Origin of the sequence: Microbacterium sp. oral taxon 186 str. F0373, from assembly GCF_000411455.1 — a bacterium.
Taxonomy (GTDB): Bacteria; Actinomycetota; Actinomycetes; order Actinomycetales; family Microbacteriaceae; genus Microbacterium.
The window spans coordinates 467,146-483,095 of sequence record NZ_KE150457.1 but is presented as its reverse complement, the minus strand read 5'-3'; the positions used below and the strand labels follow the sequence as shown (position 1 = coordinate 483,095).

Here is a 15,950-nt window from a genome sequence, read left to right as displayed (position 1 = left end):
TCGCGACGGTGCTCCCGCGCGCACCCCGGGGTTCATAACGATTGCGTCGCGGTGCTTTTCTTCGATGCGTGCGCGAAACATCCTGGTGACACAGCAGGTTTAGCGTTCAAGCCAGACCGCGGAGCCCGTGCGCCGCGCGATGTCATCGAAGAAAGGGAAGAACCCATGGTTCATCGCAACAAGGCGATCATCGCCGCGTTTGCGCTCGCGGGCGCCGCGTCGCTCGCCCTCGCAGGGTGCTCGAGCTCGGGCGGGGGCGCCGCCACGACGGCTCCGAGCGCCACGTCGACGGGATCGGCCGATCCGGCCGCCGCGTGTGCGCCCGGCACGCCCTCGACCGGACCGTTCACGCTCGCGACGATCCTGCCGCAGACCGGTTCGCTGGCGTACCTCAACCCGCCCGCCGAGGCCGGCTACGGCCTGGCTGTCGAAGACATCGACGCCGCCGGCGGCGTGCTCGGTCAGCCCATCAAGGTCGCCCCGATCACCGACTCCGGCGCCTCGTCCGACCTGTCGGTCTCCACCGCCTCCGCCGCCCAGATCGCCTCCTCCGACGCGCAGGTCGTGCTCGGTGCCGAGTCCTCGAGCGTCAGCCTCAACTTCGTCGACACCATCGTCTCGAAGTGCAAGGTGCAGATCTCACCCGCCAACACCGCGACCGAGCTGTCGGGTTACTCCAGCTACTACTTCCGCACCGCTCCGCCGGACACGGTGCAGGGTTCGGCGCTGGGCAACCTCGTCATCGGTGACGGCGTCCAGAAGGTCGCCTTCATCGTCTTCAACGACGCCTACGGCACCGGCCTGCGCGATGTCGTCGAAGAGACCGTCACCAAGGCGGGCGGCGAAGTCGTCTACGGCGCCAAGGGCAAGGGTCAGGAGTTCGCTCCCGGTCAGAAGACGTTCTCGTCCGAGGTGTCGGCGGCTCTGGCTGCCAAGCCCGACGCGATCGTGATCCTCGCCTTCGACGAGACCAAGCAGATCGTCCCCGAGCTCAAGGCTCAGGGCTTCGACCTGTCGAAGACCTACCTCGTCGACGGCAACACGGCCGATTACAGCAAGGACTTCGAGGCGGGCACGCTCAACGGCGCCCAGGGCACCATTCCCGGCGCCCAGCCCGACCCCGAGTTCAAGCAGCGCCTCGTGGACTTCTACAAGAAGAGCGCGAACGCCGACCTGAAGGACTTCTCCTACGCTCCCGAGTCCTACGACGCCATCGTGCTCGCCGCGCTGGCTGCCGAGAAGGGCAAGGGCACCGACGGTCCGACGATCCAGGCAAACCTCGCCGCGGTCTCGGGCACCACCAACGGTGAGAAGTGCTCCGACTACGCCTCGTGCCTCGCGCTCATCAAGAGCGGCAAGGACATCACGTACACGGGCAAGGCGGGCATCGGTCCCTTCAACTCCCAGAACGACCCGTCGAGCGCCTACATCGGCATCTACAAGTTCGACACCAACAACACTCCCGTCTTCCAGAAGTCCATCCAGGGCTCCGTGAACTGACACCCGCACGAAAGAAGGGGCGGATGCCGCGGCATCCGCCCCTTCTTTCGTGCCCTCGCGAGCTCATGCGCCGCCTGAGCTCCACCCTCACCCTCAACGGATGCGGATAGGGACAACGGATGCGGATGCCGCGCCGCCCCCGCATCCGCATCCGTTGCGCTCCTCCGCATCAGCTCTCGACCCAGGGGTCGGGCCGACGCGCGCTGCGCACTCACGCAGAAGGGCCCCGCCGTGACGGCGAGGCCCTTCTTTCCCTCGAGCGGTCAGTCCGAGTGCGACGCCTCGACATCCGCGGCGAGCGTGCCAAGGTACAGCTCGATGACCTTCGGGTCCTTCGCGAGTTCGCGCCCCGCGCCCTCGTAGGCGTTGCGGCCCTGGTCGAGGACGTACGCGCGGTCGCAGATCTGCAGGCAGCGGCGGGCGTTCTGCTCCACCATGATGATGGTCACGCCGGTCTTGTTGATCTCCCGCGTGCGGATGAAGGTCTCGTCCTGCCGAACGGGCGACAGGCCGGCGCTCGGCTCGTCCAGCAGCAGCACCTTCGGCTTCATCATGAGGGCGCGCGCCATGGCGACCGACTGGCGCTCGCCGCCGGAGAGCGAGCCGGCACGCTGCTTGCGACGCTCGCCCAGCACGGGGAACAGCTCCCAGATCTCGGCGACGCGGCTCTGGAACTCCTTGGGCCGCAGGAACATGCCCATCTGCATGTTCTCCTCGATCGTGAGGGACGGAAAGACGTTGTTCGTCTGCGGGACGAAGCCGATTCCGGCCTGCACCAGCTGGTTGGCCTTCTGGTTGGTGATGTCCTCGCCCTCCAGTGTGACGGCGCCGGAGCGGACGTTCACGAGCCCGAAGAGCGCCTTCAGCAGCGTGGACTTGCCGGCACCGTTGGGACCGATGATCCCGACGAGCTCACCGGGAAACGCCTCCAGCGTGCAGTCGTTGAGGATGTTGACGCCCGGCAGATACCCGGCGACGAGGCTGTCGGCTTTGACGACGGGCGTCGCTGTCTGCGCCTCGGGCGCCGCAGCGGCGGATGGCATGCTCATTTGTGGTCGTCCTCCTGCTCGGCCTCGGCTTCGACCTCGGCCTCGATCTGAGTGATGAGGCCCGTGTTCACGGCGGCATCGTCGCCGAGATCGGTGTCGTGATAGGCGCCCAGGTAGGCGTCGATCACGGCCGGGTTCTTCATGACGCGCTCCGGATCGCCCTCGGCGACCACCTCTCCCTGGGCCATGACGACGACCCAGTCGGAGATGTGGCGCACCATGTGCATGTCGTGCTCGACGAACAACACCGTCGTCCCGTCGTTGCGCAGCGCCTGGATGTGCTCGAGCAGGCTCTGCGTCAGCGCGGGGTTGACGCCGGCCATGGGCTCGTCGAGCATGATCATCTTCGGATCGCTCATGAGGGCCCGCGCCATCTCGAGGAGCTTCTTCTGCCCGCCCGAGAGGCTTCCGGCCATGTCGTCGCGCTTGGTGTCGAGCTTGAAGCGCTGCAGCAGCTCCTCGGCCTTGGCGATGTTCGCCTTCTCGGCGCCGCCCCACAGCGGCTTGATGAGGCCGACCGCCAGGTTCTCGCCGGGGTTGTCCTTCGCGCCGATCAGCATGTTGTCCAGCACCGTCATGCGCGACAGCGCCTTCGTCAGCTGGAACGTGCGCACCATGCCGGCGCGGGCCACCTTGGATGCCGCGGTGTTGCCGAGCGTGCGCCCGTCGAACGACCACTTGGCAGCCTCGGCGGACGAGGGCCCCCCGAAGAGCTTCTTCGCCGACGACGGCTTGTCGAAGCCGGTGATCAGGTTGAAGAACGTCGTTTTGCCGGCGCCGTTCGGACCGATCAACGCGGTGATCGCGCCGCGCTGCACCTCGAGGTGGCCCACGTTGACGGCTGTCATCCCGCCGAAGCGGCGCTCGATGTTGTCGACCACGAGGATGGGATCGGGCTTGGCCGAGCCGGGGGTCTCCGCGACGTTCAGCAGTGTGGAGCGGATGGCCTGTGTGATCGCGCCGGGCTCGTGCGAGACCGGAACGGCGCGGTCGGCGGTCTGGTCAGGCATTGAAGCTCAACTCCTTCTTATTGCCGAGGATGCCCTGTGGTCGGAAGATCACCAGCAGCATGAGGGCGACACCGATCAGCACCCACGACAGCCACTGCGTCTGCTGCGTGTTGAGGATCGAGGACGGGATGTACTCGCCGGCGATCTGCACGATGGCGATGCGCACGACGAAGAAGATGATCGAGCCCAGCAGGGGGCCGAAGATCGTGGCGGCGCCGCCCAGCAGCATGATCGTCCACAGGTTGAACGTCAGCGGACGGCCGAAGCCGTCAGGCTGGACGGATGCCGGCAATACCACCAGGATGCCGGCGATGCCGCCGAGCACGCCGCCGATGATGAGCGCCTGCATCTTGTAGGAGTACGAGCTCTTGCCGAGGCTGCGCACCGCGTCCTCGTCCTCGCGGATGCCCTTGAGCACCCGACCCCAGGGGCTGCGCATCGCGAGCCAGGTGAACAGCAGCGCGATGGCGACGAGGCCCCACGCGACCAGGCGCGTCCACCAGTCGTTGCCCGAACCCGGGTCGGTGTTGGGGTAGGAGAACCACAGGATCTGCGTGGTGCCCGGCGGCAGGATCGACAGGCTCGTGAACGCCCCGCGGTATTCGGGTCCGACAAGGCCCGTCGATCCACCGGTCACATCGGCGAGAGCGGACAGGCGTCCGACCATGCGCACGATCTCGGCCGCACAGATCGTGACGATCGCGAGGTAGTCGCCGCGCAGACGCAGGGTCGGGATGCCGAGCACGAACGCGAACACGACGCAGGCCACGATCGCGACGAGAACGCCGAGCCAGAAGCCGCCGCCGTTGATGACGGTGATCGCGAACCCGTAGGCGCCGAGGAGCATGAAGCCCGCCTGCCCCATGTTCATGAGGCCCGTGTATCCGAAGTGGATGTTCAGACCGATCGCCGCGATGACGTACGCGGCGGTGATCGGTGCGATCGCGGTCTCGGTGAGCTGCTGCAGCAGCGTGATCCAGAAGTCCATGGCCCTCTCCTTAGCCGACTCGCTCGGCGCGGCCGAAGATGCCCTGCGGCCGGAACAGCAGGATGACGATGAGCAGTGCGAGCGCCGTGGCGTACTTCAGATCGCCCGGCAGCCAGATGTTCGTGAGTTCGACGATGAGGCCGATGACCATCGCGCCGGCGAACGCGCCGAACGCGGTGCCGAGCCCGCCGAGGGTGACGGCGGCGAACAGCAGCAGCAGCAGTTGGCCACCGGTCTCCCAGCCGATGCCGTTGAGCACGAGGCCGAGCAGCACGCCGGCGAGGCCTGCGAGGCCCGAGGCGAGGATCCAGACGCCCCGGATGACCTTGTCGACGTCGATGCCGGATGCCGAGGCCAGCGCCGGGTTGTCGGAGACAGCGCGGGTGGCGCGCCCGAAGCGCGTGTACATCAGGCCGAGCCCGACCGCCGCGATCGCGACGATCGCGATCCCCATGGCGACGTAGGACTGGATGGTCAAGGTGACGCCGAAGATGGTCACGGTGGTCGGGTTCGACTTGTCGATGCGCACCGTTCCCGCGCCGATCCACAGCTGCACGACGTACTGCAGGGCGATCGACAGACCGATCGACACGATCATCATCTGGGTCAGACTCAGCCGGCGTCGGCGCAGCGGCCTCCACAGCCCGGCATCCTGGACCCATCCCAGTGCCGCCATGACGACGACGGCGAGGCCGCCGCCGAGCCAGAGGTTGCCGGTGAGTGAGGTGAGGAACCAGGCGAGCACCCCGCCGATGGTGACGAGCTCGCCGTGGGCGAAGTTGCTGAGGCCCGTCGTACCGAAGATGAGCGACAGTCCGAGCGAGGCGAGGGCCAGGAGCAGGCCGAGACGGACGCCCTGCACCGCCTGCTGCCAGAACCGCGGCCAGTCGAACGCGCTCGCGCTGGCGGCGGCGCCGTCGGGGCTGTCGGAGAGCTTGAAGATCGCGGAGACGTCGGAGTGCAGCGTCACGCTGACCTCGCGCGAGTCTGCGCCGTCAAGGTACTGGCCCTGGGCGAGGGTCGCGGCATCCACCTTCACGGTGTAGGTGCCGTCCTTCGTCACGGCGAACACCCACCGCCCGGCACTGTCGGTCGTCGTGGTCGGGCTGGCCCCGGCGCCGGGGCCGGAGATCGTCAATCCCACGCCGACCGCCGGAGAACCGTCGCTCTGGCGGATCGTGCCCTGCACGCACGCGGTCGACGCGTCGGCCGAGCACGAGGGCGAGGCGGCCGCGGCGGGTTGCGCCGGCAGGAGCACCGCCAGCAACGTGATCGCGGCGAACACAAGGGAGACGAGGAGGGCGACGCGTCGTCGCGGATGGACCTCGAGTCTCGCTGAGGACACGAGCATGGCACTCCACTCTGAAATCGACGGCGGCCATCCGGACGGTCGCTCGTTGGTGGGTCGAGGCTACGACCCTGATGTGTCGCGCGTGTTTCGCACAAGAACGTCGCCGCTTCGTCGTTGGAGCTTCGTCGGGGTGCGCATCGTCGCGTGGAGAAACGCTCCCTCAGATGCCGCCCCGCGTCAAGAGGCGAAACGTTCACGTGCACGTATCGAGATGTGGCGCGCACGGCGGAACCGGATGAGCCGGGAGTATCGGCGGAATGCGCGGAGGTCGCCGCGCCTTACAATCGGTACACCCGCCCTTCGCGCGCGCGAGACACACGCGAGCCGCGCGCGACGCACATGCCAGACACAGGAGAGCACGTGGAGCACAACGACCCGTTCGGTTTCGTCGGATTGACCTATGACGACGTGCTCCTGCTGCCCGGCCACACCGACGTCATCCCCTCCGAGGCCGACACGTCGTCGCGTGTCACCCGCCGCATCACGGTCGCGACCCCGCTGCTGTCGGCGGCGATGGACACCGTCAGCGAGACGCGGATGGCCATCGCGATGGCTCGCGAGGGCGGCCTCGGCATCCTGCACCGCAACCTCGCGATCGCCGAGCAGGCTGCGATGGTCGACCAGGTCAAGCGCAGCGAGTCGGGCATGATCACCGACCCGATCACGACGACGCCCGACGCGACGATCGAGGAGGTCGACACGCTGTGCGGCCAGTACCGCATCTCGGGCCTTCCCGTCGTGGACGAGGACGGGCGCCTCCTCGGCATCATCACCAACCGCGACATGCGCTTCGTCTCGGGTTTCGAACGCCAGACGACCAAGGTGCGCGACGTCATGACGAGCGAGGGCCTCGTGACCGGGCGCGTCGGCATCGGCGCCAACGAGGTCATCGCCCTGTTCGCGCAGCACCGCGTCGAGAAGCTGCCGCTCATCGACGACGACGGCAAGCTCGCCGGTCTCATCACGATCAAGGACTTCGACAAGAGCGAGAAGTACCCGCTCGCCACGAAGGACGACCAGGGACGCTTGCGCGTCGGTGCGGCCATCGGCTTCTTCGGCGACGCCTGGGAACGCGCCGAGGCCCTCCGCGACGCGGGTGTGGACGTCATCGTCGTCGACACCGCCAACGGGCAGTCCCAGGGCGTCATCGACATGGTCCGTCGCCTCAAGGCCGACGAGTCGTTCGCGCACATCGACGTCATCGGCGGCAACGTCGCCACCCGCGAGGGTGCCCAGGCGCTCATCGACGCCGGGGTGGATGCCGTCAAGGTCGGCGTCGGCCCGGGCTCGATCTGCACGACGCGCATCGTCGCGGGCGTGGGCGTTCCTCAGGTGACCGCGATCTGGGAGGCCTACCAGGCCGCGCGCGAGGCCGGCATCCCCGTCATCGCCGACGGCGGCCTGCAGTACTCCGGCGATATCGCGAAGGCTCTCGTCGCCGGCGCCGACACCGTCATGCTGGGATCGCTCCTGGCCGGCACCGACGAGTCGCCGGGCGAGATCGTCTTCCAGGGCGGCAAGCAGTTCAAGCTCTACCGCGGCATGGGATCGCTCGGGGCCATGCAGACGCGCGGCAAGAAGACCTCGTACTCGAAGGACCGCTACTTCCAGGCCGATATCCCGAGCGACGACAAGCTGATCCCCGAGGGCATCGAGGGGCAGGTCGCCTACCGCGGACCCGTCTCGGCGGTGGCGTACCAGCTCGTCGGCGGCCTGCGCCAGTCGATGTTCTACGTCGGTGCGCGCACCATCGACGAGCTCAAGGCCCGCGGCAAGTTCGTCCGCATCACCGCCGCAGGACTCAAGGAGAGCCACCCCCACGACGTGCAGATCGTGGTCGAGGCGCCCAACTACAAGAAGTAGACCCGTGAGCGGCGGCACCGCGGCCCGCGGCATCCGTCTCCGCGGCATCCGTGCCGTGACGAACTCCGCAGATTCGCACGAACTCCGCATCGATCCAGGTGATCGGGTGCGGAGTTCGTCACTTTCTGCGGGGTACGTGAACTCCTCCCCAGCCGCCGTCGTGAGGCATGTCCCCACAGATGGAGGCCGAGGCGCCCGGGCCAGCCCCGAGAGCCGGTCAGGATGCCGGTATGCAGCTCGTGCCCGTCTCGGACCGTCTCCGCGGCACGGCGGTGCACCGTCAGCAGCTGCGGGGTGAGGGGTACAGCGCCGAGCAGCTTCGCGCGGCGGTGCGGGCGGGAGCGGTCGAGCTCTATCGCCGCGCGTGGTTCGTCGGGCGCGAGGCGCCCAGCGACCTGCGCGAGGCGGCCCGGTGGGGCGGGCGGGTGAGCTGCACCACGTTCGCGCGCCGGCGAGGGTGGTGGATGCCCGAGGGCGTGGAGGAGGAGGTGCACCTGCACTTTCCGCCGGGGTCAACGGGACCCCGCGCCCCCTGGGGCGGTGTCGCCCACTGGGCGCAGCCGATCGCGCCGCTCGGACGCTCGCTCGTGGCGACGATCGAGGACGCGCTCGCACACATCGCCGTCTGCCTGCCGCCGGAGCAGGCGCTCGTGCTCTGGGAGTCGGCCGCCGGTCTCGAACGCCTGGCGCCGGAGGCGCTCCGCGCGATCCGCTGGCCGTCGCGTGCGGCGGCGCTCGCCGCGGAGGTCACGGGGCTGGCCGACTCCGGTCTCGAGGTGCTGGTGTGTCGTCCCTTGCGCCGGCTGCGCGTTCGCGTGCGTCAACAGGTCTATCTGGCGGGAAGGCCCGTCGACGTCCTCGTCGGCGAGTGGCTCGTGATCCAGATCGACGGCTGGGCGCACCACTCATCGTCCACGCAGCGGTCCAAGGACATCTCGCACGATGCCGAACTGCGGCTGCGCGGCTACACCGTGCTGCGATTCTCCTACGCGCAGGTCGTGCACGACCCCGCCGCTGTCGAGCGCGCGATCCGCCGGGCGCTCGCCGCCGGTCTCCACGACCGCCCGTTCGCGTAAGCCCTCCCGTTCGCGTAACCCTCCCGTCCGGACGCGCGCGGCATCCGTGCCGTCGTGGGGCGGGCCGCCGGGCCTGGGCCTGCGCCATTCGCGAGACGGGGTCGCGAGCGGATAGGCTGGTCGGCTCTGCGCCCGCACCGTGGCGAGGGCGGAAGGACCCGCTGTGGGCTACATCGACATCGCCGCCGTCTCCTTCGTGCTGCCGGACGGGCGCCCCCTGCTCGACGAGGCGACATTCCGGGTCGCCGACGGCAAGACCACGGCGCTCATCGGCCCCAACGGGGCCGGCAAGACCACACTCCTGCGTCTCATCCGCGGTGAGCTCGCCCCACAGTCGGGCGTCGTGACGGTCGACGGCGGGCTCGGCGTCATGGACCAGTTCGTCGGTCACGGCACGGCTGACCAGTCCATCCACGACCTGCTCGTCTCGGTCGCCCCGGCGCGTGTGGGCGCGGCAGCGCGCGAGCTCGAGGATGCCGAGGCCACCATCATCGACCGCGACGACCTCGACACGCAGATGCGGTACGCGAGCGCCCTGGCGGACTACGCCGAGGCGGGCGGCTACGAGTACGAGACCGTCTGGGACACCTGCACCATCGCCGCCCTCGGCATCCCCTTCGCCCGTGCCCGCTTCCGTGCGCTGACCAGCCTCTCGGGCGGCGAGCAGAAGCGTCTCGCGCTCGAATCCCTGCTGCGCGGACCGGACGAGGTGCTGCTGCTCGACGAGCCCGACAACTACCTCGATGTGCCCGGCAAGCGCTGGCTCGAAGAGCGTCTGCGCGAGACGCCGAAGACCGTGCTGCTCGTCTCCCACGACCGCGAGCTGCTGGCGCGTGCCGCCGACCGGATCGTGACGCTGGAGCCGGGCGGCGCCGGCAGCACCGCCTGGGTGCACGGCGGCGGCTTCGACGGGTACCACGCCGCGCGCGAAGACCGGATGGCCCGACTCGACGAGCTGCGCCGCCGGTGGGATGAGCAGCACCTCAAACTGCAGCGGTTCGTCGCCGACATGAAGGCGAAGGCAGCCGCCAGCGACGAGTTCGCCTCGCGGTACCGCGCCGCCCAGACGCGGCTGCGACGTTTCGAGGACGCCGGCCCGCCGGAGGAGCGTCCCCCCGCGCAGAACCTCGACCTGCGCCTGCGCGGCGCGCGCACCGGCAAGCGCGCCGTCGTCGCGGAACGCCTGGAGCTGACCGGCCTGATGAAGCCGTTCGATCTGGAGGTCTGGTTCGGTGATCGCATCGCCGTGCTGGGCTCGAACGGATCGGGCAAGTCGCACTTCCTGCGGCTGCTGGCCCGCGGCGGCACCGACCCCGACGCCCTCCTCGGGCACGTCACCGAGATCGGCGCCGCGCTCGAGCCGGTCGCCCACAGCGGGCGGGCCGTGCTCGGCGCCCGTGTGCGGCCCGGGTGGTTCGCCCAGACGCACCGCCACCCCGAGTACGCCGGACGTTCTCTGCTCGACATCCTCCATCGCGGCGACGACCGCAGAGCCGGGATGCCGAGGGATGCCGCAAGCTCCGCCCTCGACCGTTACGGCCTGGTCCGTCAGGCCGAGCAGAGCTTCGACAGCCTGTCGGGCGGGCAGCAGGCGCGCTTCCAGGTGCTGCTGCTGGAGCTGTCGGGTGCGACGCTGCTGCTGTTGGATGAGCCGACCGACAACCTCGACCTCGTCTCGGCGGAGGCCCTCGAAGAGGCGCTCGGACGGTTCGAGGGCACGGTGCTGGCGGTCACGCACGACCGCTGGTTCGCGCGCTCCTTCGACCGCTTCCTGGTCTTCGGCGCCGACGGCCGGGTCGTGGAGTCCGATGAGCCGGTCTGGGATGAGGCGCGGGTGGCGCGGGCGCGATAGCGCCGCACCCGAGCTCCGCACCCGCGCGGCCGGTCACCCGCGCGGCAGGCGGAACGGCTCCGCGGCGCGGGCGTCGGCATCGAGCACCAGATCGGCGAGGGTGGCGCCCACGCCCGGGGCGAACTTGAAGCCCTGCCCCGAGAACCCGGCGCCCACCACGAGCGGTCCGACCCGGTCGAGCACGAACGCCTCGGTCGGCGTCGTCGTGTAGGTGCAGGAGATCGGGACGGCCGTGCCGGCGTCGAGGCCGGGAAACCACTCCCGCACGTAGTCGCGCAGCTCGCGCTGGAGCACCGGGCGGTGCGGTCGCCGGTCGGGATCGATCTCGTCGCCGATGCCGTGGAACCCGACCTTCACGCCCTCGCCCGGCGTCGGCATGCCGTAGACGTTCGCCGGCTGCGAGCCCGGAGCGACGAAGTGGTTGAACGACGGCCACGGGCCCGCGATGGTCGCCGTGAAATGCGCCGGGGTCTCCTCCGTCACCCGCAGCGGCGGCAGAGGGATGCCGAGGTCCGCGAGCAGTCCGGAGGTCCAGGCGCCGACGGTCACGACGACCGCGTCGGCGCGAAGCGTCTCGGCATCCGTCACCACGCTCGCCCCGTCGGCATCGGCAGCGACCGCACGCACACGCGTGTTCCACCGCACCTCGCCGCCCCCGCCGACGATGCGGCGCTCGAGCTCGCGCAGGGCCGCCGCCGCCCGGGCGACGCCGGCGTCGGGGGAGAACAGCACGGTGTCCTCGAAGCGCATCCCCGGCCAGCGCCGGCCGGCCGTGGCACCGTCGAGGATCTCCGCCGGGATGCCGCGGGCACCCAGCTCGCCCGCGATCGCCGACAGGTCGCGCGTCGTCTCACTCCCGAGCGCGAGACCCGAGCCGTGCGAGACGAGGCCGTGCAACCGCAGCAGAGGGTCGCCCTCCACCTCGCCGAGTGCGTCCCAGCCTTCGCGCGCGCGGACGAGCAGATCGAGGTAGTGGGCGTCGCCGTACGCATTGTTGAAGTTGCGTGTCTCACCGTGCGAGGCGCCCTCGTGGTGCCCGCGGGCGAACCGCTCCAGCACGATCGGGCGCTCGCCGCGCCGCACGAGCTGCCACGCCGTCGCCAGCCCCATGACCCCGCCGCCCACGATGATGATGCGTTCCGACATGGCATCCCTTCTCCCGATGCACCCATCCTGCCGTGCGGGGGCCGCGGGGTGAGGGCGGGCACCGCGAGTAGGCTGAGGGGGTGACCATGGAGATCGAGCTCGGCCGCGCCAAGCGCGCCCGCCGTGCCTACGCGTTCGACGACATCGCGGTCGTGCCTTCGCGGCGCACCCGCAACCCCGAAGACGTGTCGACCGCCTGGTCGATCGACGCCTTCGGCTTCGAGATCCCGGTGCTGGGCGCCCCGATGGACTCCGTCATGAGCCCGCGCACCGCGGTCATGCTCGGTCAGCTCGGCGGCCTCGGTGTGCTCGACCTCGAGGGCGTGTGGACCCGCTACGACGACCCCGAGCCGCTGCTCGCCGAGATCGCGTCCTTGCCGGCATCCGAGGCGACGCGCCGTATGCAGGAGCTGTACGCCGAGCCGATCAAGCCCGAGCTGGTGCGCGACCGCCTCGCCGAGATCCGCGAGGCGGGCGTGACGGTCGCCGGATCGCTCACCCCACAGCGCACGCAGGAGCTGTACGAGACCGTCGTCGCCGCCGGCGTCGACCTCTTCGTCATCCGCGGGACCACGGTGTCGGCCGAGCACGTCTCCAGCGTCGATGCGCCCCTGAACCTCAAGAAGTTCATCTACGACCTCGACGTGCCCGTCATCGTCGGTGGCGCCTCCACCTACACCGCGGCGCTGCACCTCATGCGCACCGGAGCGGCCGGTGTGCTCGTCGGCTTCGGCGGGGGAGCGGCCTCGACCACTCGCGCGACCCTCGGCATCCATGCGCCGATGGCGACGGCCGTCGCCGATGTCGCCGGCGCGCGCCGCGACTACCTCGACGAGTCTGGCGGGCGCTACGTGCACGTCATCGCCGACGGCGGTGTCGGCACGTCCGGAGACATCGTCAAGGCGCTCGCGATGGGCGCGGATGCCGTCATGCTCGGCGTCGCGCTCGCGCGCGCGACCGACGCGCCCGGCCGCGGCTACCACTGGGGTCCCGAGGCGCACCACCCGAAGCTCCCGCGCGGCAAGCGCGTCGAGGTCGGACAGGTCGCCCCGCTGGAGGAGATCCTCTACGGACCCGCTCCCGTCGCCGACGGCACCGCGAACCTCATCGGCGCGCTGAAGAAGTCGATGGCCACCACCGGATACTCCGACCTCAAGGAGTTCCAGCGCGTCGAGGTCGTCGTCGCGCCCTACATGGCAGGTCGATGACCGCGGAGCCGTTCCCGCCCACGCTGCGCGAAGTCATGCTGCGCCCCTGGTGGCTCGGCATGCTCGTGTTCGCCCTCGTCGTCGCGGCGATGTTCGCCTGGCTCGGCCAGTGGCAGCTGGGCCGCGCCATCGACACCTCGCCGCAGGCGCCCGGCGCCACCGAACAGGTGCGCCCGATCGCCGACGTGACCGCCCCCGGCGCCTACCTGCCCGAGCCGCTCGTCGGCCAGCGGGTCGAGGTCTCCGGGTCCTTCGTCCCCGGCGATTTCCTCGTCGTCTCCTCGCGCTTCAACGACGCTCAGCAGGGGTACTGGGTCACCGGGCAGTTCCGCACCGACGCGGCGACCCCCACCTCCCTGGCGGTCGCGGTCGGCTGGAGCGCCGACCGTGCGGTCGCGGATGCCGCGGCATCCACCCTCAACGCCGACCCGGGCGGCGCGCTCACCCTCACAGGGCGGCTCATCGCCGACGAGGGGCCCGTCGCACCCCCACGCGGGGCCGCGGCCACCGAGATGACGCGGATGTCGCCGGCCGCGCTGCTGAGCTGGTGGCACGACACCGACGAGCTGGCGGTGTACCGTTCCTACCTCGTCGCCGACGCCGGCGAACCCCTCGTCGGCGGGCTCGTCGCGATCGACTCGCCCGCGCCGGCGGAGGGCTCCAGCGTCAACTGGCTGAACATCTTCTACGCCGTCGAGTGGGCCATCTTCGCGGGCTTCGCGTTCTACATGTGGTACCGGCTCGCACGCGACGCGTGGGAGAAGGAGGTCGAGGCGCTGGAGGAGGCGCAAGCCGCCGGAGCGGCCGCCCACGCCGACTAGACTTGACGGCATGCCTCAGCCCAAACTCGCCAGTTTTCCGGCGATCCGCGGGGCGCTCAGGTTCTACCAGATCGCCTCGGTGATCACGGGTGTGATGCTCCTGTCGCTGTGCGCCGAGATGATCGTGAAGTACGCGTTCGGCTACGAGCTGTTCGCGGGCGGCTCCGGGGGCGCGCTGTGGCTCCACCCCGTCGCCCTCGACGGGGGCGCTGACCTCACCGGCGGAGCGATCAACCTCTCCACCGGCATCCTCATCGCGCACGGCTGGTTCTACGTCGTCTACCTCTTCGCGTGCTTCCGCGTCTGGAGCCTCATGCGCTGGGGTTTCGTGCGCTTCATCGTGCTCGCGCTCGGCGGCATCGTGCCGCTGCTGTCGTTCTTCATGGAGGCGCGCGTCGCGCGCGAGGTGCGGGCCTACCTCGCCCAGCGTGAAGCCGACGAATCCTCCGCCCCGATCCCCGCCACGGAAGGCAGCCGGTGACCACCCAGACCGAGACCGCTCAGCGTCCCGTCCTCGTCGTCGACTTCGGAGCCCAGTACGCGCAGCTCATCGCGCGTCGGGTGCGCGAGGCGGGTGTGTACAGCGAGCTCGTGCCGCACACCGTCACCGCGGCCGAAGTCGAGGCCAAGAACCCCGTCGCGATCATCCTCTCCGGCGGTCCGTCGTCGGTCTACGAGCCCGGGGCGCCTTCCCTCGACCCCGACGTGCTGCAGCTCGGCGTGCCGACGCTCGGCATCTGCTACGGCTTCCAGGTGATGGCTCAGCAGCTCGGCGGCGAGGTCGCCAACACGGGCCTGCGCGAGTACGGAGCGACGGATGCCGTCATCGTGAACGACGGCGGCGTGCTCCTCGGCGGGCAGCCGGCCGAGCAGAACGTCTGGATGAGCCACGGCGACCAGGTCGCCACGGCACCGGCCGGTTTCGAGGTGCTCGCCTCGACGGCCGCGACACCGGTGGCGGCGTTCGGCAACGCCGAGAAGTGCTTCTACGGCGTGCAGTGGCACCCCGAGGTCAAGCACTCCGACTACGGCCAGGACGTCCTGACCAACTTCCTCCACAAGGCGGCGGGGCTTGCCGCCGACTGGAACAGCGGCAACGTCATCGCCGAGCAGGTCGATCGCATCCGCGCGCAGGTCGGCTCCGGCCGCGTGCTGTCCGCGCTGTCGGGCGGGGTCGACTCGGCCGTGTCGACGGCGCTCGTCCACAAGGCCGTCGGCGACCAGCTCGTCGCCGTGTTCGTCGATCATGGCCTGCTCCGCAAGGGTGAGCGTGAGCAGGTCGAGAACGACTACGTCGCCTCCACCGGTGTGCGCCTGATCACCGTCGACGCGCGCGACACGTTCCTGAACGCGCTCGCCGGTGTCAGCGACCCCGAGCAGAAGCGCAAGATCATCGGCCGCGAGTTCATCCGCGCCTTCGAGAAGGTGCAGGCAGACCTGGTCGCCGAAGCGGCGGCCGAGGGCGAGCCCATCCGCTTCCTCGTGCAGGGGACGCTGTACCCGGACGTGGTCGAGTCCGGCGGCGGGGCCGGCACCGCGAACATCAAGAGCCACCACAACGTCGGTGGCCTGCCGGAAGACCTGCAGTTCGAGCTCGTCGAGCCGCTGCGCACCCTCTTCAAGGACGAGGTGCGCGCCATCGGCCGGGAGCTCGGCCTTCCCGAGGCGATCGTCGGTCGCCAGCCCTTTCCGGGGCCCGGCCTCGGCATCCGCATCGTGGGTGAGGTCACCGCTGACCGTCTCGAGATCCTGCGTGACGCCGACGCCATCGCCCGTGAGGAGCTGACCAAGGCGGGCCTGGACGGCGAGATCTGGCAGTGCCCGGTCGTGCTCCTGGCCGACGTGCGCTCGGTGGGCGTGCAGGGCGACGGCCGCACCTACGGGCACCCGATCGTGTTGCGCCCCGTCTCCAGCGAAGACGCCATGACCGCCGACTGGACGCGCCTGCCCTACGACGTACTGTCCAAGATCAGCAACCGCATCACCAACGAGGTCCGCGAGGTCAACCGGGTCGTGCTCGACGTCACGTCGAAGCCCCCGGGGACCATCGAGTGGGAGTGATCTGACCGGATGCCGGGATCGCGGG

At 69.9% G+C, this 15,950-nt stretch carries 13 protein-coding genes; 8 read left to right on the top strand and 5 right to left on the bottom strand.

Going from position 1 to position 15,950, the window contains the following annotated elements:
* Window positions 1-165: 165 nt before the first annotated feature.
* Window positions 166-1,500 (top strand): ABC transporter substrate-binding protein, encoded by a 1,335-nt coding sequence (locus HMPREF1529_RS02180; RefSeq protein WP_005050389.1) that lies wholly within the window; start codon window positions 166-168, stop codon window positions 1,498-1,500.
* Between the two features lie 263 nt (window positions 1,501-1,763).
* Here the strand turns inward: HMPREF1529_RS02180 and HMPREF1529_RS02175 are convergent, their stop codons facing one another.
* The 4 genes from HMPREF1529_RS02175 to HMPREF1529_RS02160 are packed head-to-tail and all read right to left on the bottom strand — an operon-like array spanning window position 1,764 to window position 5,898.
* A complete protein-coding gene (locus tag HMPREF1529_RS02175) occupies window positions 1,764-2,549 on the bottom strand; it encodes an ABC transporter ATP-binding protein (RefSeq protein ID WP_016463528.1) in 786 nt (261 codons plus the stop codon).
* Window positions 2,546-3,559, bottom strand: coding sequence for an ABC transporter ATP-binding protein (locus HMPREF1529_RS02170; RefSeq protein WP_005050385.1), 1,014 nt, complete (start codon window positions 3,557-3,559; stop codon window positions 2,546-2,548). The genes HMPREF1529_RS02175 and HMPREF1529_RS02170 overlap by 4 nt, the downstream gene beginning before the upstream one ends.
* The gene (locus HMPREF1529_RS02165; protein WP_005050383.1) at window positions 3,552-4,547 is read right to left on the bottom strand and encodes a branched-chain amino acid ABC transporter permease; all 996 of its coding nucleotides are present in this window, start codon (window positions 4,545-4,547) and stop codon (window positions 3,552-3,554) included. Before HMPREF1529_RS02165 ends, HMPREF1529_RS02170 begins: the two co-directional genes overlap by 8 nt.
* Before the next feature lie 10 nt (window positions 4,548-4,557).
* Window positions 4,558-5,898, bottom strand: a complete 1,341-nt coding sequence (locus HMPREF1529_RS02160) for a branched-chain amino acid ABC transporter permease (protein ID WP_005050382.1) — start codon at window positions 5,896-5,898, stop codon at window positions 4,558-4,560.
* A gap of 360 nt (window positions 5,899-6,258) precedes the next feature.
* Between HMPREF1529_RS02160 and guaB the strand changes: the two genes are divergently transcribed.
* From guaB to HMPREF1529_RS02145, 3 genes are all read left to right on the top strand, one after another.
* On the top strand, window positions 6,259-7,761 hold the full coding sequence (gene guaB, locus HMPREF1529_RS02155; protein ID WP_016463527.1) for an IMP dehydrogenase: 1,503 nt from the start codon (window positions 6,259-6,261) through the stop codon (window positions 7,759-7,761).
* A 230-nt stretch (window positions 7,762-7,991) separates the two neighbouring features.
* Entirely contained in the window at window positions 7,992-8,837 is an 846-nt protein-coding gene (locus tag HMPREF1529_RS02150) for an endonuclease domain-containing protein (protein WP_005050380.1), read from the top strand.
* Window positions 8,838-9,000: 163 nt separating this feature from the next.
* Entirely contained in the window at window positions 9,001-10,689 is a 1,689-nt protein-coding gene (locus HMPREF1529_RS02145; RefSeq protein WP_016463526.1) for an ABC-F family ATP-binding cassette domain-containing protein, read from the top strand.
* A 33-nt stretch (window positions 10,690-10,722) separates the two neighbouring features.
* Here the strand turns inward: HMPREF1529_RS02145 and HMPREF1529_RS02140 are convergent, their stop codons facing one another.
* Complete coding sequence (locus HMPREF1529_RS02140) at window positions 10,723-11,835, bottom strand: FAD-dependent oxidoreductase (protein WP_016463525.1); 1,113 nt, start codon at window positions 11,833-11,835, stop codon at window positions 10,723-10,725.
* Window positions 11,836-11,921: 86 nt separating this feature from the next.
* Between HMPREF1529_RS02140 and HMPREF1529_RS02135 the strand changes: the two genes are divergently transcribed.
* Genes HMPREF1529_RS02135 through guaA form a run of 4 tightly spaced genes read left to right on the top strand, consistent with a single transcriptional unit; the run spans window position 11,922 to window position 15,925 of the window.
* Window positions 11,922-13,043: a GuaB3 family IMP dehydrogenase-related protein gene (locus HMPREF1529_RS02135; RefSeq protein WP_016463524.1), complete on the top strand. Its 1,122-nt coding sequence runs from the start codon at window positions 11,922-11,924 to the stop codon at window positions 13,041-13,043.
* On the top strand, window positions 13,040-13,864 hold the full coding sequence (locus tag HMPREF1529_RS02130) for an SURF1 family protein (protein ID WP_016463523.1): 825 nt from the start codon (window positions 13,040-13,042) through the stop codon (window positions 13,862-13,864). Before HMPREF1529_RS02135 ends, HMPREF1529_RS02130 begins: the two co-directional genes overlap by 4 nt.
* A 10-nt stretch (window positions 13,865-13,874) precedes the next feature.
* The gene (locus HMPREF1529_RS02125; protein ID WP_005050375.1) at window positions 13,875-14,345 is read left to right on the top strand and encodes a DUF3817 domain-containing protein; all 471 of its coding nucleotides are present in this window, start codon (window positions 13,875-13,877) and stop codon (window positions 14,343-14,345) included.
* Window positions 14,342-15,925 (top strand): glutamine-hydrolyzing GMP synthase, encoded by a 1,584-nt coding sequence (gene guaA / locus HMPREF1529_RS02120; RefSeq protein WP_016463522.1) that lies wholly within the window; start codon window positions 14,342-14,344, stop codon window positions 15,923-15,925. Before HMPREF1529_RS02125 ends, guaA begins: the two co-directional genes overlap by 4 nt.
* The last annotated feature ends 25 nt before the right edge of the window (window positions 15,926-15,950 follow it).